A 21,841-nucleotide genomic window follows, 5' to 3' on the forward strand; every position below is an offset into this window, starting at 1 on the left:
GCGCACTTTGATAGCAGATTCTGAATCACGCTCGTTCCTCACTGTTCAAAATGACGACTTAAAGTAGTGAGTAAGGAAGAGATTCCCTGATCGGTCATTCTTCGTTCTGGCGAATGACGCTGTGAGGTGTGTACTCAAAAAGAAGCACCGTAACAATCTGATACTTAGAAGGAAACTCTAGCGCGTCATTCCAGCAAACCTAAGCGCGACTAGGAATCTAAGAACAACGAACACCGAGGGTCTTTCGTAGCAATGAACCCACAGCGCACTTTGATAGCAGATTCTGAATCACGCTCGTTCCTCGCTGTTCAGAATGACGACTTAAAGTAGCGAGCAAAAAAAAGATTCCCTACTCGCTCATTCTTCGCTCTAGGGAATGACGCTGTTTGGTTTGCACTCTGCAAAAATCGCCTCAAAAATCTGATTTTCATAAGGAAACTCTAGCGCGTCATTCCAGCAAGCCTAGGCGCGACTAGGAATCTAATGACAACGAAAGCTGAAGCACCTTTATAGCAATAAACTAACCGCGCACTTTGACAATAGATTCTGAATCACACTCGTTCCTCGCTGTTCAGAATGACGACTTAAAGTAGTGAGCAAGAAGAGATTCCCTACTCGCTCATTCTTCGCTGTAGGGAACGGCGCCCGACAAATACCTAACTTAAACCTTCTCCAATAATTCCGGCATAATCTCAAACAGATCACCAACCAAACCATAATCTGCGACTTGGAAGATTGGTGCTTCAGGATCACTGTTGATCGCCACAATTACCTTGGAATCTTTCATCCCTGCCAAATGCTGAATGGCTCCGGAAATACCCACGGCAATGTACAGTTGAGGCGCGACAATCTTACCCGTTTGCCCAACTTGCAAATCGTTAGAAACAAAGCCTGCATCTACCGCAGCACGTGATGCACCAATTGCACCACCAAGCTTGTCGGCAAGCTGTTCCACCAGCGCGAAATTCTCTTTACTGCCTAACCCTCGACCACCCGAGACAACAACGTTTGCCGCAGGTAGTTCTGGTCTTTCACTTTCCGCTTTTTGCTGTGAAACAAATTCGCTGTACTCAGCCTTAATGACCGTTTCTAACGTCACGACATTCTCTATTACTGGTGAGTCAGACACCGCAATTGCGTCAAACGCTGAACTTCGAATCGTCATCACTTTGGTAGCATCGTCCGAACGAACTCTGGCTAACGCATTACCGGCATAGATAGGGCGAACAACCGTATCGAGCGATTCAATTGCAATCACATCTGACAGTTGCCCAACATCCAGTGAGGCAGCGACACGGGGCATCAGGTTCTTGCCGAAGGTACTCGCAGGGGCAAGGATATGCGAATAATCCCGACCAACTTCGGCAATCAAAGTAGACAGGTTTTCTGCCAATGCATGTTGATATTCGGAAGCATCAATCGCAATGACCTGTGAGATACCTTGCACACACTTCAACTCATTCAATACTGAGCCGCACTGATGCCCAACTAACAAGGCGGTGACAGGCAAAGAGGCACCGTTTTGTTGAATTTGAGAAGCTGCGCTCAGCGCACGTAACGTATCCACAGAAAGTGATTGGTTGTCGTGCTCCACCACGACCAAGGTTGCTAACGGTTTGTTTTCCATGGTTATGCCTCCTAAATCACTTTCGCTTCATTTTTGAGCTTGTCGACTAACTCGCTCACACTGCCAACCATCTCACCGGCTTTACGGGCAGGCGGCGTCATGACTTCCAGCACTTGCTGAGAGCGCTCAACACTCACACCAAAGAAGTCTGGCGTCATTACCGATAGCGGCTTCTTCTTCGCTTTCATGATATTCGGTAGCGAGGCGTAACGCGGTTCATTCAAACGTAAATCCGTACTGATGATCGCAGGCAAATCCAGTTTGAGCGTCTCTAAGCCACCGTCGATCTCTCGCGTAACCAGAACCGCTTCCCCTTCTACTTTCACTTCCGAAGCAAATGTCCCCTGCGGACGATTCGTCAGTGCCGCCATCATTTGCGCGACTTGGTTGTTATCCGTATCGATTGACTGTTTACCCAGAAGCACCAATTGAGCCTGCTCTTGCTCCATCACAGCTTTGAGTAACTTCGCGACCGCAAGCGGTTCTGGTGACTGTTCAACATCAATATGAATCGCACGATCCGCACCTAATGCGAGCGCTGAGCGCAATTGTTCCTGACAACTGGTGTCACCAATCGACACCACTAACACCTCCTCTGCTACCCCAGCTTCTTTGAGGCGTACTGCCTCTTCCACCGCTATTTCACAGAATGGGTTCATCGTCATTTTCACGTTGTTAGTTTCCACACCGGAACCATCAGATTTCACTCTTACTTTAACGTAAGGGTCAATTACACGTTTAATCGCAACCAGTACTTTCACATTCCCTCCTAGCAGATCGCAAAGCGATACGCGTCCTAGCAATTGGGTCATGCGTGACAAAGATTTTTGTTAAAGCTCAGTTTTTTCATTATCTTGCTAACAAAAAATGCATTGTGACATTGTCACTAAAAATCTCTATCACGCCCTATTACGTTACCATTTGAGCTTAGTTTAGTTTACGTTTACGTCAACTGGACTATAGTTCTTTATACGAGCACTGCGTAATAGAAGAAGCACCTGAAACACAGAGAAAGGTTTCGCATAAAGGAAGCAAGAAGATGGAAAGAGAATGCATGGAATTTGATGTGGTGATTGTCGGCGCCGGACCTGCAGGTTTGAGTGCAGCATGCCGCTTAGCGCAACTCAACCAAGAACGTGAAGGTGAGCCGCTGTCTATTTGTGTGGTAGAAAAAGGCTCAGAGGTTGGTGCACATATCTTATCTGGCGCGGTATTCGAAACGCGTGCATTAGACGAACTCTTTCCTGATTGGCAAAACATGGGCGCACCGCTTTCCGCCGCGGTAAAAAACGATGCCTTCTTGTACCTAACCACAGAGCTTAATCACGTTCGTGTTCCCCACTTTCTTACCCCCAACCCAATGCACAATGACGAAAGCAACTACATCATCAGCTTGGCGAACTTATGTCGTTGGTTAGCAGAACAAGCAGAATCACTTGGTGTCGAGGTCTATCCCGGTTTCGCCGCATCCACGATTAACTACGATGCGTTTGGTGCTGTTACAGGGGTAAACACCAGCGACATGGGTTTGGACAAGAAAGCGGAAGCCAAACCCAACTTTGAGGCAGGTATTGAGTTAAAAGCCAAATACACCGTATTCGCCGAGGGGTGCCGAGGTCATCTTGGCAAAGAGCTCATTCAACGATTTGGTTTAGACGATGATAAACAACCGCAACATTATGCGCTCGGGCTCAAGGAGATTTGGGAGTTACCTGCCGATGCCAAAGACCAATCAGGCAGCGTGATTCATTCTGCAGGGTATCCTCTGAGTGAGTCCAACACCACGGGTGGCGGTTTTCTCTATCACATGGAGAACAACCAAATCGCCGTCGGGCTTATTGTCGACTTGAATTACAGCAATCCTTACTTAAGTCCGTTTGACGAATTTCAACGCTTTAAGCACCACCCTGCTATCGAACAACATTTGAAAGGCGCTCAACGTATCGCTTACGGTGCAAGAGCCATTGCAAAAGGTGGGTTGTCTTCTCTACCGAAACAGCAATTCCCCGGCGGTTTATTGATTGGTTGTGATGCAGGTACCTTAAACGTCGCTAAGATCAAAGGCAGCCATACAGCGATGAAATCCGGTTTGTTAGCTGCAGAAGTCATTGCCGAAGCATTTATACAATCCAATTCGGAACCGGATTACCAAACCAAGTTTGAAGGTTCATGGTTGTATGAAGAACTTAGTGACACACGCAACTTTGGTGCGAACATTCACAAATTCGGCAGCGTACTCGGCGGCGCACTTTCCACCTTCGAACACAATTTGTGGCAGCCTCTGGTGAAAAAACCAATACCATGGACAATCACAGATCCTTCGCACGATCATGAGCAGCTGAAACCAATTGATGAGTGCCAACCTATTCAATACTCGAAACCAGATGGTGTAATCAGCTTCGATAAACCTTCATCAGTATTTTTGTCCGGTACACAACACGAAGAAAATCAGCCTTGCCACTTGCAACTCACCTATCCTCATATTCCGATTCAAGTCCATTTGAAGAAGTTTGATGAGCCGAGCCAACGTTACTGCCCTGCTGGTGTGTATGAAGTGGTAGAAGTAGAAGGCGAGCGAACATTTCAAATTAATGCCGCAAACTGTGTGCATTGCAAAACCTGTGACATCAAAGATCCATCGCAAAACATCACATGGAAAGCACCAGAAGGTGGCGGCGGACCAAGCTATCAAAACATGTAGAAACGTTAGTATGTTTACGATCTAACAAATGGATAAACAAACCGATTGGCAGAGCATCATTACTCCTGCCAATCGGCAAAATGATCAAGTAGAAAATCAATAGCCAATCGCGCTCGTAGAGGCAAAAAGTGACGATTCTGATACACAATCCAGCTGCTGTTGCCGCTTCCCCAATACGGCTCTAGGATTGGCACCAAACGACCAGACGAAATAGCATCGTTGAAACTGCTCTTCGGTAAGTACGCCACACCTAATCCTTCTGCACAGGCTTGCAAGACCGTGTTTGCATTATTGCTCTTCCATCTGCCCTGCACTTTTACGCCATCTAAAGGCTTGCCGTCTTTTTCAAACAACCAAACGTCTTTGTTGGCGATGATGCAGCTATGGCGCTTGAGTTGCTCGGGGTGCGTTGGTAAACCATGTTCATCGAGATAACGCTGACTGGCTGCCGCTGCCATGGGACGATCCACCAGCTTTCTCGCAACCAAGCCTGAATCACTCAACCTGCCATAACGAATGGCAAAATCGAAGCCATCTTCAATAAAGTTGACCATGCTGGTATTGAAGTTGATCTCTACCGTGAGGTTAGGATGTTGCTTGGCAAACGTCATCAAGGCAGGCGCTACATGGTTCTCAGAAAACGCACCAGCGGCGCTCACGCGTAACGTACCGCTCAATTGAGTTTGCTGCGTGGTGAGCTGTTCATTGGCTTGCTGAAGCCCAATCACCAACTCTTTGCACTGTTGATAATACGCTTGTCCCGCTTCCGTTAGACTCACCATTCTTGTCGAACGCGCTAACAAAGCGACACCTAGTCGCTCTTCTAATCTTGTGACTTGGCGGCTGACGTGACTAGTACTGCAACCTAACTGTTTTGCCGCTGCAGAAAACCCTAAGCTCTCAGCAACCGTAACAAACTCATTGATGCCTTCAAAACTGTCCATACTTACCTTTGCTATATAGCAATAATGTTTTGCCAATTAATCGTATTATCACTTATTTGTTTAGCAATTAGTATGAAGGTGTTCAACAAATACACGTAAGCCAAAAAGGAAACCATCATGAAGAAAGTACTCATCATTGTGACGAACCATGCGACTCTTGGTGAAACTGACCAAGCAAACGGAACTTACGCGCCAGAGCTCACTCATGCCCTTAGCGAACTACTAGGTGTAGGATTCGATTACGACATTGCCTCTATCAATGGCGGGCAAGCACCACTGTACGGAACCGACATCGAAGGTGACGCAGTGAACGAGAAAATCTTGGCAGATGATGATTTCCAGAACCGCATCAACAACACGATTCCAGTGTCACAAATCAACGGTGACAACTACGATGCGATCTTCTATCCGGGTGGTTTTGGTCTTCTTTCAGACCTGGCGAGCAACGAAGACTTTGCCAAAATTTCTGCGAAACACTATGAAGATGGCGGTATTGTGGCAGCAGTTTGTCATGGTCCGGGCGCTCTTCTCCCTATCACGCTTAGCAATGGAGAAAAACTGCTTGCGTCTAAATCAGTGACAGGTTTCACTCGCGAAGAAGAGATTGACTTCGGCACTATCAACGATATCCCATTCCTATTGGAAGAGTCCCTTGCACGCGGCGCAGCGCGTTATTCCAAAGTGCAACCATGGCAAGAGCTTGTGGTCGTGGATGACCGAGTCATCACAGGTCAAAACCCAACGAGCGCACATGGCGTAGGTAAAGCAATCGTGGATCTATTGAGCTAGTCCCTAGACACTCTGCCCACGAAGAGCAAAGGAAAGCCGCATTCATGTCGCTTTCCTTTTTGTTTGTCGTCTATTTCACTATTCAGCCAAGACCGTTCAGTTCCCTCGCCCCTTCCCAATACAATAACGAGTGATACCTCGCAAAACTTGAGTTACTTCAAACTCATCTACTTGTATTTCTTTGATTCATTGAAACTCACCAAAGATTGAATCAAGGTAAGTTAACAATTCAATAACAACAAGTCAGGACGACAATGAATAATGAATTAGTACTAAAAACACCTGATGTGCTCTCCATCCATGCCAGAGTTTTCCATCCTGAAAGCGAGGTAAAAGCTGGCATCATCATCAACGCAGCTACCGCAGTTAAGCAAAGTTATTATCAACGTTTTGCTCAATTCCTCGCGCAAAATGGTTATTTGGTGGTGACCTATGACTATCGCGGTATTGGTCAATCCGCCATTCAAGATACGCGCGATCCTCGCTTAACAATGCAAGCATGGGGAGAAAAGGACTTGGCTACCGTCATTGATTGGGCGACAACCCATCACCCTGCACTCGATTGGCATTGTATTGGGCACAGCGTTGGCGGTCAGATCATAGGTTTAGCGGCAAACAACACGGTATTTAAAAGCGTTTACTGTGTTTCCTCTCAAAGCGGATATTGGGCAAATTGGGAAGGCATTGCTAAACCGCGCATGTTTGCTATGTGGTATTTCGCCGTTCCAGTGTTATCAACGCTGTTTGGCAAAGTTCCCGGAGTCTTTCTTGGTGGCGAAGCTCTACCAGAATGCATTGCCAAACAATGGGCATACTGGGGACGCGATCCGCACTACATCATTGATGAGAACGGCACACCAATCCGCATTAATTTCGAGCAAATGATCTGTGATATTAAGTTCAAACTGATCGATGATGATATGGACTTTGCACCGCCGAAATCCGTCCATCAGCTTGCCAGCTTTTACTGCAACGCGAACGTCGAAATAGAGACAGTAAAAACAAAACAACTGGGCACCAAAGTTGGACACTTTGGCTTCTTCCGTAAGAAACATGAAGACGATCTCTGGTTAGATGCTCTAGCTTGGCTGAACAACCAATATCCGAGTCAGATAGAGTCGGTGGCGTAATGCGATATTATCGCCATTCCTCATCAATTCCGGATATAATGCCGCCCTTGTTCCAGCTGATGAATCATGACAATGCGAAAATACTACGTAACTGAAGGCGACACGACGTCTAAGAAAGAGAAAATTGCCTACCCAAAACTGGCGCTATGTGACCAATGTGTGGGTAGCTATGTTGTGATCAGTGAAGGCGAACGCACGTACGAAGAGTGCGCTAAATGCGGTGCGGACGATTAACGCTAACGCGATAAGTTAATGATACGAGGCAGGTTTGAATCTCTGCCTCATCTTACTCTTCCAGAACTGACTCTTCGCGCAATAAAACACAGCCTTTATAATCCATCAGCCCTTGTGTGACGTGCACTTCACCTTGTTTTGAAACAACCACTGCCTCGATACCCTGTTGCTGATTTAGGTACGACATCGATTCTTCTACGCTTGATAAAAAGCCGGCGGTACTCCAAATTTCACCATCGACAGACAGGCGAGAGATAATCGTCAAACTGGCGATATCGGTTGAGATTGGCATTCCCGTTTTGGTATCCAACAAGTGATGATAACGCTGCCCGTTGGATTCAAAAAATCGCTCATTGATACCCGATGTCACCATCGACATGCCTTGTAAAGGTACGACGCGAAGGACGTCACCACGCTCTGATAATGGGTTCTGAATGCCCACATTCCATGCTTTGTTACTGTTATCTGGCGAATGACCGATGGTCAGTACGTTCCCACCCAAACTGATAAAACCGCTTTGCACGCCTGCTTCAACCAGTTTGTTCTTTACCTGATCGGCGAAGTAACCTTTAGCAATCGCGCCCAAGTCTATCTCCACCCCCCTTTGAGCTAAGAACACCGAGTGGTCATCTTCGTTCAAAATGATCTTGGTAGGATCGACCAAGGATAACTTGTCGGTAATCACATCATGAGACGGCACTTTGGCATCCTTAAAACCAATTCGCCACGCTTTTACAAGCGGACCAACTGCAACGTTAAACGGGTTTCTTGTGTCTTCACTGTATTGTTTAGCAAGCTTAATCAGGTCAAATAGGTCATCTGCTACCACCACAGGCGCAATGCCCGCATTTTGGTTGACGCACATCAGCTCAGAGTGGGATTGATTGACCGTAAATCGCTCTGCATAATCGGCGAGTTGGGCATAGGCTTCTCTGATCAGTTGCTCACCATTCGAGTGATACACCACCACATCGATAAAGGTGCCCATCATCTGAAATCTGGAGCTGTATTTATTGATGCTCATCGATTTCTCCAAACGCTAAATACGGAAAAAGAGGGAAGCATCACTCCCCTCTTATTTATTACCTATCTTGCTCTGTTTCTCTCTTGAATGAGTGCTTAAACAAGATCAGAAACACTTTCACCAGCGATACGACCATAAGTGAAGATATCGATCAGCGCGTTACCTCCGAGACGGTTACCCGCGTGGATGCCACCCGTTACTTCGCCTGCTGCGTACAGACCTTGAATAACTTCGCCATCTTTACCAATCACTCGCGCCTTAGTATCAATCTTCAAGCCGCCCATTGTATGGTGAACTGAAGGCTGACGTGGCGTCGCGTAGAAAGGTGCTTTTTCCACTTTCAAACCGAATGCACTCTTATGGAACTCAGGATCCTGTCCTGCATCCACACAAGCGTTGTATTGTGCGATGGTGTTCGTTAGCTCTTGCGTCGGAACGCCAATTTTCTCAGCCAACTCTTCTAGCGTATCAGCTTGAATAATGATGCCTTCTTTGATTTCGCGCTCGATGGTTTCATCTGATGTATTCGCTGCGGTTTGACGAATGTTCTCATCCGCAATCATGTAGATCAGACCACCGTTATCGAAGAACGCCTCAGAAAGCACGTCACGGCTACCACACTCATCAACAAAGCGCTTACCTTGCTTGTTCACGAATACAAAGTTCTCTGGTGGCACAATCAGACCGGTTAGCAGCGCACCTGATTTAGGGTCACCAACTGGCATTAATTGCACAAAGCCCATGCCGACTAATTCTGCGCCCGCTTTCTCACCAATTTCGATGCCGTCACCAACCAATGCTGGTGAGTTTGTGGTCTTGATGTCGTCCGCGATTTCTTTCCAGTAGGTGTTGTACTTTTTGATCATCTGAGTGTTTGCGCCGAAACCACCAGAAGCCAATACCACGCCATGATTCACATGAAGGATAAGCTCAGTACCGTCCGCTTGAACCGCTTTGATGCCAACCACTTTACCGTTATCAACCATCAAATCCGTTGCACGTGTATCTGTGATGATGCGACCGTTTTGTTCTTGAATGCGTTTTGATAGTTTGTCGACAAACTCTACGCCTTTTGGACGTTTAGGTTTGTGTGCACGACGCCACAAGGCACCAACAGGAATCTCAACAACGCTACGGTCAAAATCAATGCCCTTCTCACTCAACCAATCAATGGATTCCATAGAGCGAGATGTTAGGGTTTCAACCAAATCGTATTGACCATAAATCGATTCACCGTTTAGGTCGGTACGTTTACCGCCAAGGTAGGTTTGAATGCGGTGTAACTCGACAGAATCAAACAAGTACTGCTTGCCGTTTTCAAGGTCTGTAAAGTAACCGTCTAGTTGTGCTTTAAGTACTTTGAAATCTTCAAGGTACTCACCCGCAAACTCGGATTCCGCTGTTTTCGCTAGCAGCATCAAGGTTTCTTTTTCGCCAGGGAGTGCTGGGAAATCACCTTGCCATTTTGGTTCTGCCGCGTTCACCCAACCGCCAGTACGCACCGTGTTACCACCGATTGCAGGGAACTTCTCAAGCAAAATAACCGACTTACCTTTGTCTAGTGCCGTCAAGGTTGCACTCAAGCCAGCACCGCCGCCACCAACAACCACGATATCCACGGTTTCTTCGATGGTTTTCGATGACCATGCCACCGCTTCTTTGGCTTTGCAGCGCAGTGCTTCTGAGTTACCGCCCGCCAGATCAACCGCGTTCGATACGCCGTCCAGTACCGCTTGGCTGCTGACTGTCGCGCCTGAAATCACATCGATGTTCAGTGTTTGTCCATCAAGAATTTGTTGAGGAATACGTTCAAACGCTGGGTTTGCGATGCCGTCCGATTCTTTTGAAGAGTCCACCACAATGTTGAGGATTTTATCTTCAGAGAAAGTAACGGTAACCGGCAAGTCACCATTGTGACCACGACCATACGCCGTGTATTCACCGGAGTTAAACTTGATTGGAACGTTCTGCAGCTCTTTGATGCGTTGGTGCTTCAATGCTTCTGCTGCGCTGTCCACAATCATGTAATCCATAATTTCCCAAAGTGGTGTTGGGATTTGCAGCGCTTCTTGTTGCGCGATGTCCGCGAACTCAGCACAGATCTCATCGTTAAGCGCTTTGTTTGCCCAAGTAGGTTCAACCAAATAACCTTTACCGACACTAACCATGTCGTAACCTTGCTCAAGTGCGTTTTCTGCATCTTTGCGTTGAGCAATGCCACCAACACCAATCACTGGCACTTTCGCCACACTTTCAGATTGAAGCTTACGGTATTTGTCGATTAGCGGCTCTTGGTCCTCAGGCGTAACGATCGAGTTACGTAACCAGCTACCCATTGAGAAATGGAAGTAATCCAAGCCGTGAGTCGCAAGCTTATCTAGTAGGAACATGGTGTCATCAAAGCGGATGCCCGGCTGTTCAATCTCTTCAGGAGAGAAGCGGTAACCGATGATGAAATCAGATTTGTTATGTTGCTCAGCCACTTGCTTAGTTTTTGCAAGTACAGCCAGTGGGAAAGAAGCACGTCTTTCAATGTTGCCACCCCATTTGTCGTTACGACGGTTTGAGTGTGGCGAGAAGAATTGCTGAATCAGGTATGTGTTTGCGCCGTGGATTTCAACGCCATCGAAGCCAGCAAGGATTGCACGGTTTACTGCATCACCAAAGCGCTCGATCATCTCTTCGATTTGTTCTTTGGTCATCTCAAGTGGTGTTTCAGCGTTGTCACGTAGCGCAGCGACAGGGCTTGCAGAAATCGGTTGGTGTCCGCCATTGAACTCAGGATTTGCCATACGACCCGCATGGTAGATCTGCAGAATCGCTTTGGAGCCTTTTGCTTTAATCGCATCGGCAAGTTTGGTTAAACCTGCGATTTTGCTGTCGGTATCAATACCAAGCGCACCAGGGAAAGCACGACCGTAATTTTCTACAAACGCACTCTCGACAATGATTGCCCCTGCATCACCAGAACGTGCCGCGTAGTAGTTGATCATCTCTTGCGTTACGCCGCCATCAAAGAATGCAGACTGAATCGTCATCGGTGCCATCACGATACGATTGTGCAGTTTGACCCCTGATTGAAATACAATTTCATCGACTAACTGAGCCATAAATAGTTTCCTTTAACAGATTAATTCTCATATCAAAGGCACCTCCAATTCGACCAACGCACCACAAGTGTTTTTGATATGAAAACCAACGCCCTCATTCGATAACCACAAAAATATTATTGATTTGACCGTATGAGTAAAATGAATACTTTGCATTTTAGCTATGAATGATGCGCATTAATTAAAGGCTAAGTGGTTTGATTTGAATGGTAAAAATTTCAGGAAATGAAGTGCAATGCCTTAATGTTTAGTTAGGCGTTAAACCTTTTCCAAACTGGAATATAACGAGTAATTTAAGTGCTAACTTGCGAAGAAAAGGTAAAAGCGAATGGGGTAACTAGACGAGTACTCAGCGACTCAACAAGCCTACGAGGTACGGATATTATCGCCGTTATCTGTACCCCGTATTTTTATGTTTCGGTACTATTGTTGACAGTAGGGTTACAAAACTCAGTGAAATAGCTCTAGAATTCGAGGGTCTATTTGAAACCAAGGTTTGTCATGTTTGAGCGCATATCTTTCTTATTGTTTGGCAGTTTACTGTCATGCTTGGCGCATGGAGAAACCTTGCAAAATCGCTGGCAAGAGCTCTACCAAAATACATGGCAAAACACTCCATATGCCCTTACACAGAACGAATTGAGTCGTTATCCACCAGCCTTATTAAAAAGTAGTGCACTCTATCCCGACTTCAAAACGTTTACTTGGCATGATTTACGACTCTTAAACGCCGCCGCGACCCAATGCCAAAGCATAAAGTCAGATAACGCCAAACTTAACCGAGCGATAGAGTTTGAACTGGCACTTTGTAGAGGAAAACAATTAAAGCCGGACTGGTTTAGCTCAAACAATGTCATGCACCCAGCAGGCGGTAGTTATGCCGATCGATACCTCAAAAAATATAATAACATTGAGCCACAATCATTAATGGCAATTGCACCATTCACCACAATTTCCAACCCAATTAACCCCTTACATCGGAAGCTGGGTTCCCTTTCTCCGCAAGGACGAGATGCCCTGCTAAATGGTTATCGAGCATGGTTAGAGGCTGATACCCTATGGCTTGGGAATGAAAGTGGCTTAAAAGCGGTGTCTGCTTCGGTTTGGCAGCCGCTAGCTCAAAAAGCCAATCTGTCTTTACAAGGTGAGAATTGCGCTTTTACTTACAGTAATTTATGCATCGCAGAAAGAAACACATCGACAATTTCATGGCAGATCGTGCTTACTCTTTTAGGAGGCATTTGCTTAGCTTTTATTGCTCGAGTGAGCTTTATAAAGCATAAACAACGTCGAGAAAAACGTTTTATTTTACAGTTGCTCACTCATGAACTTCGAACCCCTATCACTAGCTTAGGGCTAACTGTAGATATATTTCGCCATCAATTTGATGATATGGACGAGACATTACAAGATACGTTTTGGCGTTTGGTTTCAGATTATCAGCGCCTTTCGCAACTTACTGAGAACAGTAAGACCTATTTGAGCACCTCAACATCAGATAAGTTGTTGTATCAAACCGCATCATTAGAAGAATGGCTAACCTACTGCTGTGAGAAAAATAATGTGAGATATCAACTCAACCAAGATAAGCAACTCAGCTTACCTTATTACTGGTTAACCATTTGTCTTGAAAACTTAGTCAAAAACGCTCAACAGCATGGAGCCGGAGCCATCACTGTGCATGTTCAAGTTTCCCAAACACTGACGATAGAAGTGCAAGATGAAGGTCAGTTCCCTTCTTATTGGCAACGGTTATTTCCTTCAAAAGCGGCTCATTCAAACAACATGGGGATTGGTTTAGATATTGTGAAACATTTAATGAAGATGGCGAATGGAAAACTCATCATTCTTCGTAACCCTACTCGTTGTATATTGGAGCTACCTTATGAAGACCATTCTGCTGATTGAAGATGATGAACTACTCGGTCAAGGCTTGGTTGCCTTTTTCACATCTCATCAGTTCAAGTGTTTGTGGGCGACCAATGCCGAACAAGCCAACAAACTCTGGTATAAAGCGGATGTGATAATTTTAGATCGTCAGCTAAATGACGGAGATAGTTTACAACACTTAGCTCAGTGGCTATTGCTGAAAGCGGTACCTGTTATCGTTTTAACGGCAAAAATAGAGGTTGAGCAACGTATTGAAGGACTAATGGCTGGCGCAAAAGATTACGTTACTAAACCATTTTCTAGCGAGGAGTTACTTGCAAGAGTACTCACTCAATTGCGCCCTCTTGGTTCTAGTTTGTTGACATACGAGAATATCGAATTGGATTTAGGGCAAAGAGTAGCGCGAGTTAAACAGCTGAACATTGCGCTAAAACCGAAAGAATTCCAGTTACTATTGCTGTTAGTTCAAAACCAAGGGCGAGTTTTTCACCGAGATGAATTGCTGAACAAAATTTGGGGGTATGAAGCCTTTCCCAGCACTCGTACCGTAGACAACCACATATTGCACTTGAGACAAAAACTGCCAAGCTTGAACATTGAAACACATCGCGGTGTAGGTTATCGACTTCGTGAGGAACAAAAATGACACGAGTATGCAAAAGGCTCCTATTCGCTTTAGCCGGTGCGGGGACGGTTTTGTCGACTTATGCTCACGCAAACCTATTTACAGCCTCTCCGCTGGAACATACTTATCAAGCCACGTTGACTCATCAGCCTCAGTTGGCTTGGCAAGAGCTTTTTCTCGCTCTACGTCAGAATGAAATCAGTAGCAAATACTGGGTTCCTATCAAGAATGAACTCCTATCCCAAACCGCTTGTGGAACGGAGCTGAGTTCAGGGAAGAAATTGACGTCACAACTCACGCTTGGTGTGATTAGGCGATTTGGGCTCACCTCTCAAGGTTATCAAATCCGCCTTTCTGTTGAGCAATACACGAAAAATCAATCCGTTACACTCACATCGCCAAATGGTGTTGCATTACTTAAAGGTAACTTGATTGCCAACCCACAGTATCAAGAAATCGAGAGCATTGACCTGCTGCAAAAACCAGTCTCGGGAATTTACACCTTATCTCTTGGAAACCAGAAAATAGATTTACTGATTGCAATTCCGGAAGGTGCACCATGGTTATCTCTGGAAAATAAAGAAGGGCACAGAACAGTCGAAACAACTTTGCCAAGTAGCGTCTCATCTTGCCCAAAAGCCATGGCAACGTGGCAATGGTTTGATAAGAACTACAATTTGCTAGGCAGTACGATCCCATTTACCCATTCTCTTGAAGGCATTCCTAAACAACCGTTCACCGAGGACAAAGCAGAACATTTGACTGCAAGTGTTGAATTAGTTGAGTTTCAAAATGGCGTGCAAATTGAGTATATCCAGCGATTAGCCATCCCCTATCGATGAATAGAGACATATAGGTGACACGCGCAATATCGCACTTCGATTAAATGACGTTATCGTTAATTGGAGTTTAATTATGTCACCCAAAAAAGTTTTACTGTTTCTTTTTCTTAGTAGTATTAGTCTTATCGCAATCAGACCAAGTTTTGCCCGACCTATACACCTTCACGATCAAAACAACCAAATCTATATTGCACCGCAAACACTGGAAATTCGTTGGAATACATTATCCATAAACGAAGCCTCATTAACCGTCGACAAACAGAAGCAACAAAGTTATGAGATTCTTAAAATGGCAAAGAATCTTGTTTCTTGGAAGCTTATTCCTAGCCAAATAGAAGTCACAGCAAGATTATCAGACTCGAGGCTCGACCTTTCCTTTGACTCTGGATCAAACACGACCGTTTCTCGCCAAAAACCAATGTCTCTGAATTGGTTTGATCTCAATGAAAATCGAAGCCAAACGCTTCTATTACCCCTTAGCGAGGGAATGCGAATTCCTATCTCTAACGCGCAATGGGCTGCGTTCCTCGAAGATAACTATTCGGGTTCAAACACGACACAAGATCTCAAAATGCCATTTTGGACAGTCGAACAAAACGGCAAGTACATCAACTATCTCATTACAACGCCAACCAATAACCTACTCAACTTCGAACGCGTCAATGGACGAATTAATATGTCTGCGAGCCATCACTTTACGCAACTTAATAAAGATGAACCCTTTAAGTTGCAAGTATCGATTGATGACACGCAGTTGAGCGGAGCAAAAGCATATCGTCTATGGCGCCAACATGAAGGATTCAGCGATCCTCTCAGTGCAAAAGCAAAACGCAATGCCAATGTAAAGAAACTCATTGGAGCAAGCCACGTGTATTTGTTTGGTAAAGGTCCGCTTAGCATTAGTGATATAAAAGACTGGTGGGGTCTGAAGAGTTGGTATTTGACACAATCCAATTTGACAGTACCAAGCTCCGCAAAACAAGAGCTAGACGCACTAAAAAAACAGCAAAAATGGTTTAGCCAGTATCACAAGCAACTGCTGCTCGATTCAATTATTGACTCGTTAACGACAAAGTTCCCTGTCTCTTATCCAACCTTAGACAACAATACTATCCAAGATCAGTACCGCGCGGCTCAATCTATTAAGACCTACTTAGCAACGCATGCTGGTCGCTATTTGAATGGCACAAATACTTGGGGACAAGCGCTTTCATCTGGCATGCTCGATAACTTTCACAAAGCGGGATTAGCTCATCTTTGGCTTGGTTTTGATAATTGGATGCCAAGCTTCTATAACCCACAACTTATAGATACCGCGAAACAACAAGGCTATTTAGTTGGCGTATACGATTCTTATAACACTGCGATTCACAAAGGCAGTAACGACGGTTGGTTAACGGCAAACTTGCCTGAAGAAATGCGCCTAGGGTGCGCAATTGAACTCGCTAGCGGAAAAAAGAAATCTGGCTTTCGAGGGAATGGATATTATCTCAACCCGAACTGTCACTTGGACTATGTAAAGCGTCGGATGTTAGATATTGTTAAATATGGTCACTTTAATAGTCTTTTCTTGGATGTCGATGCGACCGCAATGGCAAGAGAGGATTACCGCGACAACAGTGGCGAAAATGACATGCTTGACGCGTTTAATCAAAGATTAGGTTGGTTGGCAAAACAAAGCGACCTTGTTTTGGGCTCTGAAGACGGCAACGGGTTAACCACTAAAGGCATTGCATTTGCTCACGGCTTAGAAACGGTTGGCTTTGGTTGGATTGACGCCGACATGACGAAACATCGCCAATCTGAGTATTACCTCGGTCGTTGGTACCCAGACCAAAAACCAGAGTATTTCTTTAAATCTGCAAAAGTAAAAGAGCCCTATCGTTCACTACTCTTTGCACCTCAATATCGTGTTCCCCTTTATCAAACGGTATTTCATGATGAAGTGATTAACTCTCATCATTGGCATACTGACAGTCTAAAATTCAGCAATGTAAAAATGGAGCGCGATCTAACTGCGATGTTGTACAACACCCCAGCGATGGTACATCTCACTCGAGATGAAGCTCTGACAGGTCAAAGCAAACGAATACAAGCGCTAAAGCACTATCAGGATGGCTTCGCTCCTATTCATCAACAGTTGTGGAACCAAGCGTTAGTGGATTTTTCTTGGTTAGATTCTGAGGGTAAGGTCCAGCAGACAACCTTTGAGAATGGCAGCCAAATCATTGCTAACTTCTCATCTTCTCCTTATGACAACAATAATATCGCCGTACAAGCAGGTTGCATTTATGCACAACTAAGTAATGGGCAAAAGATAAATTGGTGCAGTCAGGCGCAATAATCCAAAGGGAACAATCTAATTTCTACTGACACTTTCTCTACAGTGGTTACTTAGACGTAGACTAAGCAACCACTGTAGAGGGGTGACTTTAAACCTCTACCCCAGCTTCATCTTCTTCTACGATATCCGTTTCTTGACTCGCCTCTTCCAACCATTGCTTTAGAGATTCACTTGCTAGCGCCTTCTGTTGGTAAGCTTTGGCACCTTCCGATAACTCGATGCCATAAGTTTGGAAACGCAATGCCACAGGTGCATACATAGCATCTGCAATCGACCATTCTCCAAATAACCAGCCGTTCGGATGCAGCTTGGCTTGTTCTGCCCAAATAGCGTCAATGCGAGCAATATCTTTACGTGCACCTTCAGTTAAATCGACTTTTCTGCGCGCGCGGATATTCATTGGGAGTTCGTTTCTTAAATCAAAGAAACCCGAATGCATTTCTGAAGCGATGGCGCGTGCTTTAGCTCTTTCTGCAGAGTTGCTTGGCCATGCTCTACCTTGCAAGTATTGCTCGTTTACGTATTCCAAAATCGCTAATGAATCCCACACTGTTGCATCGCCATTCATCAAGACCGGTACTTTCGCCGTTGGTGTAATATCTTCCAAGGTCTTATAAAAATCTTCCGTGAATAACTTGAGCTTGGTGACTTTCACATCCAGTTTGAATTGAGAAAAGATCAGCCATGCGCGCAGTGACCAGCTTGAGTAGTTTTGGTTAGCAATAAACAGTTTCATGACGCCTCCATGCGGTTCGTGTTTTGATTACCCATTCACAATATCTGATTGTATTTAAGGGGACTAACGGATAGTTTTGATAGAACACTTCAACAAAAACGATGGATGAGTTTTAGATATGGATATCGATGCGTTGCGCAGCTTTCTTGCTTTTGTAGAAACGGGAAGTTTCACTCGTGCTGCCAAGCAGATCAATCGCACCCAATCAGCGTTTAGTGCACAAATGCGTAAGTTGGAAGACGAGCTCAGTGTCAGCTTATTTGAAAAAGAAGGTCGCAATCTTGTCTTAAGTGAAGCGGGATTGGCACTACGCTCTCATGCAGAGCAACTAGTCAGCTTGCATAATCAAGCGCTGAAACAGGTGAAACGCTATGAAAATAAGCGTCCTCTTCGCTTAGGTTGTCCAGAAGATTACAACGACAATATCCTGCCTAAAGTCATTCGTGTATTACAACAATCTGAACCCACGTGTTCGATTCAAGTCTTCAGTGAGCCCAGCATCACCTTGAGAGAAAAGCTGGATGAAGGAAAGCTAGACGCCGCTATTGTGACTAGAGCACCGGACAGTGAAGAAGGTTATTGGCTAGCAAGCGACAAAGGCGTGTGGATTGCTCACCCTGATTTTAGCATCGAGACCGCCCAACCTCTCCCTCTTGCCCTTTTCCAAACCGACTGCAAATACCATGCGGCAGCGGTAGACGGATTAACCAAACGTGGTATCCCTTATCAACTACTGGCGTGTTGCAATACAGCATCGGCACAAAGAGCGATTGTACGTTCAGGCATGGCTATCGGTGCTATGGGCAGTATTAGCGTTAGCGATGATCTCGAGATCTTAAACGATATGCCATCGCTGCCTTCCGTGGATATCGTTTTAGTCACGGGTGTTGAGCCTCATCCAATACTGGATAAAGAATGCTTGGCGCAATTGGTTGAGTTAATGGCTTAACCGGATTAGCTAGCCAATCACAAAGTTAAATTCGCCTGTTAACCGCCCGTCGATTCGTATAGTTTCAAACTGCAGATAATCACGGGCTTTACCTCCCCACCATTCATCGCCAGTATTGCCTTTCAAGTACAACTGAGTGGTCAGAAGTTCTTGATTATCTCGCCACAACTTAACGTGAATATGCGGTGGGCGAGAAGCATAACGTACAGGGTATAAGGTCTGAAACAAGTAGCGACCATCCGATTGAGTTTCGACTGCGCCAAAGCCAGCAAAGTGAGCATCAAACTTATCGTTATTTGGTTGCTTAGGATGATCGTAAATCCCCTGCCCATCGCATTGCCAGATTTCTACTTTGATGCCTGAGGCAGGGTTTCCCGATGTATCTAATACTCTGCCTTGCAACACGATAGGTTCACCGGCCAAGCCTTCTGATTGCAGAATCAAGTTTTGACGAAGAGGAATATCCACTACTGGATAAAATGGTCCTTCTGTTTGTGCTGGCGTCGACCGCATTGGTGTTTTCGCTTTTAAAGAGGGGGCGAACAACAATGTCCACAGTGCTAAAAAGTGTCTTCTTTCCATGATGCCACCAATGCAATTGGGTTGAATTAAGTTTGGTGGAACTCGAGGAATTTGCCATGACAAATATAAAAAATGCCCCTGCAAGAGAGTCATTCGCAGAGGCACTGTGGAACTAAACGATGAGTGTTGATTGAAGGATTATGCGGCTTCGAACGCCAATGCTTTCTTCTCTACCTGACGGAAAATGAGAGTCAGCACACCATTTACCGTTAAATAAAATGCGCCTGCAATACCAAATACCGTCAACGTATCGTAGGTTTGTGCGTTAATGCGCTGCGCATAACCCATCAGATCCATGATCGTAATCGTGCTTGCTAGTGACGTGCCTTTGAAGACCAAAATCACTTCGTTCGAGTAAGCCGGAACAGCACGGCGAATAGCGTATGGCAGAAGCACTTTCAGTGTTGCTGTTTTGTTCATGCCTAATGCACGACACGCTTGCCATTGACCGGAAGGAATCGCGTTAAACGCTCCTTTGAACAACTGAGTGCTGTAAGCAGCGGTATTGAGTGCTAGTGCTAGCATCGCACAGAACCAAGGTTGGCTTAACCATGTCCAGAATACGCTTTCTCTTACGACATCAAACTGACCTGGACCGTAATACACCAAGAAGATCTGCACCAACAAAGGTGTACCAGTAAACAAGGTGATGATGCCACGACTTAACCAATTCAAACCCGGAGTACGTAAGATCAGAGTCAGCGTCATCATCAAAGCTAAGAGACAGCCCACCACCAAAGAAGCGGCGGTCAATTGAAGGCTAGTGCCTAAGCCATCCAGCATTTGCCAAACGTGTTGTTCGTTCATGCGGTAGCCTCCTGTCCCATACTCATGCCTTGAATTGAGAACTTCTTATCAATCAGTTTTACGGCACGTTGCGTAATCAAAGTAATGCCTAAGTAAATCGCCGCAGCAGTTGCGTACCATGTAAACGCTTCATGCGTCGCTGCAGATGTTAGCTGTGCTTGCTTCAATAAATCCGTTACGCCAATCAGTGATACAAGCGCGGTATCTTTCAGCAAAACCAACCATTGGTTAGTTAAACCTGGTAGCGCGTGTCTTACCGCTTGTGGCAAAACAATGCGAACAAAAGCGTGTGCTTGACTGATGCCGAGTGCACTTGCTGCCTCTCTTTGCCCTCTTCCAACGGCTTTCAATGCGCCACGTAGAGTTTGAGAAGCATAAGAAGCGAAGATTAACGACAACGCCACCACGCCAGACAAGAACGGGCTAACCTCTATAAAGTCTCCGGTGATTAAAAACAGAACCTGCGTCGAACCAAAATAGATGAACAACACGACAAGGATTTCTGGCAAGCCACGTACAATCGTCACAAACGCCGTCATTGGCCATTTAACGAAAACGCGGCGAGACATTTCACCACTGGCGAATACCACTGCCAGAATCAAACCGACTAATAGGCTTGTGAAGGCTAGCTGGACAGTCATCCAACTAGCTTGAACAAGCGATAAAGAGTAACCCGTTAGTGCCATATTACTTACCGAAGTACTTGTTGTAGATTACGTCGTATTCGCCGTTTGCTTTCACTGTTTTCAGTGCTGTGTTCAGCTTGTTCACTAGCTCGTCGTTACCTTTGTTTACTGCGATACCGAAACCGTTACCGAAGTATTTAGGGTTAGTGACGTGCTCACCCACGTAAGCTAGGTTATCTTCTTTCTTGAACCATTCTGCTACGACTGCTGTGTCACCGAATACAGAATCAATACGGCCATTTTTCATATCGATGAACGCGTCTTGGTAGCTTGAGTAAGGAACCGCGGTTACGCCCGGCATTTGCTCAATCAGGTAGCTTTGGTGTGTTGAACCGTTTTGAACACCAACACGCTTACCTTCTAGTGCTTTTTGATCAGCCACTTTTTCTTTGATAGAAACAAACGCTGCTGAGTTGTCGTAGTAAGGGTCAGAAAAGTTCACTTGCTCCAAACGTGCATCAGTAATATCCATTGCAGAGATAGCCGCATCATAACGCTTGAATTTTAATGCAGGGATCAGGCTGTCAAAAGACTGGTTGTGGAAGGTACATTTTGCTTCCATTTCTTTACATAGTGCGTTCGCCAGATCCACATCAAAACCTTGGATTTGGTTGTTTTCATCCATGTATTCGAACGGTGCGTAAGTCGCTTCCATCGCAAATTTGATCTCTTCTTGTGCTGCTGCGTTCGCTGAGACAAGGCCGATTAGTGAAGCTAGTAGAATCTTTTTCATTGCAATACTCCGTGTGTACTTAGTGGGCTGACACTCGCAATGACAGCCGAGCTTATCTGTTAAATAGACTGAACTTTAAAAACGTAAT

At 45.4% G+C, this 21,841-nt stretch carries 19 protein-coding genes; 9 read left to right on the forward strand and 10 right to left on the reverse strand.

Annotated elements, in window-relative coordinates:
- Positions 1–661: 661 nt before the first annotated feature.
- On the reverse strand, positions 662–1,627 hold the full coding sequence (locus tag J4N44_RS22855) for an electron transfer flavoprotein subunit alpha/FixB family protein (protein WP_252045231.1): 966 nt from the start codon (positions 1,625–1,627) through the stop codon (positions 662–664).
- A gap of 11 nt (positions 1,628–1,638) precedes the next feature.
- Positions 1,639–2,388, reverse strand: coding sequence for an electron transfer flavoprotein subunit beta/FixA family protein (locus tag J4N44_RS22860; protein WP_252045232.1), 750 nt, complete (start codon positions 2,386–2,388; stop codon positions 1,639–1,641).
- 278 nt (positions 2,389–2,666) lie between these two features.
- On the opposite strand from J4N44_RS22860, the gene J4N44_RS22865 reads away from it, so the two are divergent.
- The gene (locus J4N44_RS22865) at positions 2,667–4,328 is read left to right on the forward strand and encodes an electron transfer flavoprotein-ubiquinone oxidoreductase (protein ID WP_252045233.1); all 1,662 of its coding nucleotides are present in this window, start codon (positions 2,667–2,669) and stop codon (positions 4,326–4,328) included.
- A gap of 59 nt (positions 4,329–4,387) precedes the next feature.
- Here the strand turns inward: J4N44_RS22865 and J4N44_RS22870 are convergent, their stop codons facing one another.
- Positions 4,388–5,272, reverse strand: a complete 885-nt coding sequence (locus tag J4N44_RS22870) for a LysR family transcriptional regulator (RefSeq protein WP_252045234.1) — start codon at positions 5,270–5,272, stop codon at positions 4,388–4,390.
- Between the two features lie 117 nt (positions 5,273–5,389).
- Between J4N44_RS22870 and J4N44_RS22875 the strand changes: the two genes are divergently transcribed.
- The 3 genes from J4N44_RS22875 to J4N44_RS22885 all read left to right on the forward strand — a co-directional run bounded on the left by J4N44_RS22875 (position 5,390) and on the right by J4N44_RS22885 (position 7,425).
- Positions 5,390–6,061, forward strand: a complete 672-nt coding sequence (locus J4N44_RS22875) for a type 1 glutamine amidotransferase domain-containing protein (RefSeq protein WP_252045235.1) — start codon at positions 5,390–5,392, stop codon at positions 6,059–6,061.
- A 254-nt stretch (positions 6,062–6,315) separates the two neighbouring features.
- Positions 6,316–7,191, forward strand: a complete 876-nt coding sequence (locus tag J4N44_RS22880) for an alpha/beta hydrolase family protein (RefSeq protein WP_252045236.1) — start codon at positions 6,316–6,318, stop codon at positions 7,189–7,191.
- 66 nt (positions 7,192–7,257) lie between these two features.
- Positions 7,258–7,425, forward strand: a complete 168-nt coding sequence (locus J4N44_RS22885; protein ID WP_153303268.1) for a hypothetical protein — start codon at positions 7,258–7,260, stop codon at positions 7,423–7,425.
- A gap of 52 nt (positions 7,426–7,477) precedes the next feature.
- On the opposite strand, the gene J4N44_RS22890 is transcribed toward J4N44_RS22885, so the two are convergent.
- Together J4N44_RS22890 and J4N44_RS22895 are read right to left on the reverse strand one after the other, a co-directional pair.
- On the reverse strand, positions 7,478–8,449 hold the full coding sequence (locus J4N44_RS22890) for an FAD:protein FMN transferase (protein ID WP_252045237.1): 972 nt from the start codon (positions 8,447–8,449) through the stop codon (positions 7,478–7,480).
- A 95-nt stretch (positions 8,450–8,544) separates the two neighbouring features.
- Positions 8,545–11,559, reverse strand: a complete 3,015-nt coding sequence (locus J4N44_RS22895) for an NADH-dependent flavin oxidoreductase (protein ID WP_252045238.1) — start codon at positions 11,557–11,559, stop codon at positions 8,545–8,547.
- Between the two features lie 501 nt (positions 11,560–12,060).
- Between J4N44_RS22895 and J4N44_RS22900 the strand changes: the two genes are divergently transcribed.
- The 4 genes from J4N44_RS22900 to J4N44_RS22915 all read left to right on the forward strand — a co-directional run bounded on the left by J4N44_RS22900 (position 12,061) and on the right by J4N44_RS22915 (position 17,260).
- Entirely contained in the window at positions 12,061–13,467 is a 1,407-nt protein-coding gene (locus J4N44_RS22900) for an ATP-binding protein (protein ID WP_252045239.1), read from the forward strand.
- Positions 13,445–14,095 carry a response regulator transcription factor gene (locus J4N44_RS22905; RefSeq protein ID WP_252045240.1) on the forward strand — a complete coding sequence of 217 codons (651 nt, stop codon included), beginning with the start codon at positions 13,445–13,447 and terminating at the stop codon, positions 14,093–14,095. Before J4N44_RS22900 ends, J4N44_RS22905 begins: the two co-directional genes overlap by 23 nt.
- Positions 14,092–14,916: a DUF2861 family protein gene (locus J4N44_RS22910; RefSeq protein WP_050924706.1), complete on the forward strand. Its 825-nt coding sequence runs from the start codon at positions 14,092–14,094 to the stop codon at positions 14,914–14,916. The genes J4N44_RS22905 and J4N44_RS22910 overlap by 4 nt, the downstream gene beginning before the upstream one ends.
- A gap of 73 nt (positions 14,917–14,989) precedes the next feature.
- Positions 14,990–17,260, forward strand: coding sequence for a glycoside hydrolase (locus tag J4N44_RS22915; RefSeq protein WP_252045241.1), 2,271 nt, complete (start codon positions 14,990–14,992; stop codon positions 17,258–17,260).
- A gap of 88 nt (positions 17,261–17,348) precedes the next feature.
- On the opposite strand, the gene J4N44_RS22920 is transcribed toward J4N44_RS22915, so the two are convergent.
- Positions 17,349–17,996, reverse strand: coding sequence for a glutathione S-transferase family protein (locus tag J4N44_RS22920; protein WP_252045242.1), 648 nt, complete (start codon positions 17,994–17,996; stop codon positions 17,349–17,351).
- Between the two features lie 118 nt (positions 17,997–18,114).
- Between J4N44_RS22920 and J4N44_RS22925 the strand changes: the two genes are divergently transcribed.
- A complete protein-coding gene (locus tag J4N44_RS22925) occupies positions 18,115–18,945 on the forward strand; it encodes a LysR family transcriptional regulator (protein WP_005450154.1) in 831 nt (276 codons plus the stop codon).
- 9 nt (positions 18,946–18,954) lie between these two features.
- Here J4N44_RS22925 and J4N44_RS22930 read toward each other — a convergent pair whose 3' ends face one another.
- From J4N44_RS22930 to J4N44_RS22945, 4 genes are all read right to left on the reverse strand, one after another.
- Positions 18,955–19,527: a dioxygenase family protein gene (locus J4N44_RS22930; RefSeq protein WP_252045243.1), complete on the reverse strand. Its 573-nt coding sequence runs from the start codon at positions 19,525–19,527 to the stop codon at positions 18,955–18,957.
- Positions 19,528–19,665: 138 nt separating this feature from the next.
- Complete coding sequence (artM, locus tag J4N44_RS22935) at positions 19,666–20,334, reverse strand: arginine ABC transporter permease ArtM (RefSeq protein ID WP_252045244.1); 669 nt, start codon at positions 20,332–20,334, stop codon at positions 19,666–19,668.
- Positions 20,331–21,020: an arginine ABC transporter permease ArtQ gene (gene artQ, locus J4N44_RS22940; RefSeq protein ID WP_005388570.1), complete on the reverse strand. Its 690-nt coding sequence runs from the start codon at positions 21,018–21,020 to the stop codon at positions 20,331–20,333. The genes artM and artQ overlap by 4 nt, the downstream gene beginning before the upstream one ends.
- 1 nt (position 21,021) lies before the next feature.
- Positions 21,022–21,753 carry an arginine ABC transporter substrate-binding protein gene (locus tag J4N44_RS22945; protein WP_005443853.1) on the reverse strand — a complete coding sequence of 244 codons (732 nt, stop codon included), beginning with the start codon at positions 21,751–21,753 and terminating at the stop codon, positions 21,022–21,024.
- Between the last annotated feature and the right edge of the window lie 88 nt (positions 21,754–21,841).

Source organism: Vibrio sp. SCSIO 43155, from assembly GCF_023716605.1.
GTDB classification, from domain to species: domain Bacteria; phylum Pseudomonadota; class Gammaproteobacteria; order Enterobacterales; family Vibrionaceae; genus Vibrio; species Vibrio harveyi.

Bases quoted from the DNA above. Each gene is read 5' to 3' on its own strand.
- J4N44_RS22855 (WP_252045231.1), bottom strand. From the start codon at position 1,627: ATGGAAAACAAACCGTTAGCAACCTTGGTCGTGGTGGAGCACGACAAC.
- J4N44_RS22900 (WP_252045239.1), top strand. From the start codon at position 12,061: ATGTTTGAGCGCATATCTTTCTTATTGTTTGGCAGTTTACTGTCATGC.
- J4N44_RS22925 (WP_005450154.1), top strand. From the start codon at position 18,115: ATGGATATCGATGCGTTGCGCAGCTTTCTTGCTTTTGTAGAAACGGGA.
- J4N44_RS22890 (WP_252045237.1), bottom strand. From the start codon at position 8,449: ATGAGCATCAATAAATACAGCTCCAGATTTCAGATGATGGGCACCTTT.
- J4N44_RS22930 (WP_252045243.1), bottom strand. From the start codon at position 19,527: ATGGAAAGAAGACACTTTTTAGCACTGTGGACATTGTTGTTCGCCCCC.
- artQ (WP_005388570.1), bottom strand. From the start codon at position 21,020: ATGGCACTAACGGGTTACTCTTTATCGCTTGTTCAAGCTAGTTGGATG.
- J4N44_RS22880 (WP_252045236.1), top strand. From the start codon at position 6,316: ATGAATAATGAATTAGTACTAAAAACACCTGATGTGCTCTCCATCCAT.
- J4N44_RS22920 (WP_252045242.1), bottom strand. From the start codon at position 17,996: ATGAAACTGTTTATTGCTAACCAAAACTACTCAAGCTGGTCACTGCGC.
- J4N44_RS22885 (WP_153303268.1), top strand. From the start codon at position 7,258: ATGACAATGCGAAAATACTACGTAACTGAAGGCGACACGACGTCTAAG.
- J4N44_RS22875 (WP_252045235.1), top strand. From the start codon at position 5,390: ATGAAGAAAGTACTCATCATTGTGACGAACCATGCGACTCTTGGTGAA.
- J4N44_RS22915 (WP_252045241.1), top strand. From the start codon at position 14,990: ATGTCACCCAAAAAAGTTTTACTGTTTCTTTTTCTTAGTAGTATTAGT.
- J4N44_RS22945 (WP_005443853.1), bottom strand. From the start codon at position 21,753: ATGAAAAAGATTCTACTAGCTTCACTAATCGGCCTTGTCTCAGCGAAC.
- J4N44_RS22910 (WP_050924706.1), top strand. From the start codon at position 14,092: ATGACACGAGTATGCAAAAGGCTCCTATTCGCTTTAGCCGGTGCGGGG.
- J4N44_RS22895 (WP_252045238.1), bottom strand. From the start codon at position 11,559: ATGGCTCAGTTAGTCGATGAAATTGTATTTCAATCAGGGGTCAAACTG.
- J4N44_RS22865 (WP_252045233.1), top strand. From the start codon at position 2,667: ATGGAAAGAGAATGCATGGAATTTGATGTGGTGATTGTCGGCGCCGGA.
- artM (WP_252045244.1), bottom strand. From the start codon at position 20,334: ATGAACGAACAACACGTTTGGCAAATGCTGGATGGCTTAGGCACTAGC.
- J4N44_RS22905 (WP_252045240.1), top strand. From the start codon at position 13,445: ATGAAGACCATTCTGCTGATTGAAGATGATGAACTACTCGGTCAAGGC.
- J4N44_RS22870 (WP_252045234.1), bottom strand. From the start codon at position 5,272: ATGGACAGTTTTGAAGGCATCAATGAGTTTGTTACGGTTGCTGAGAGC.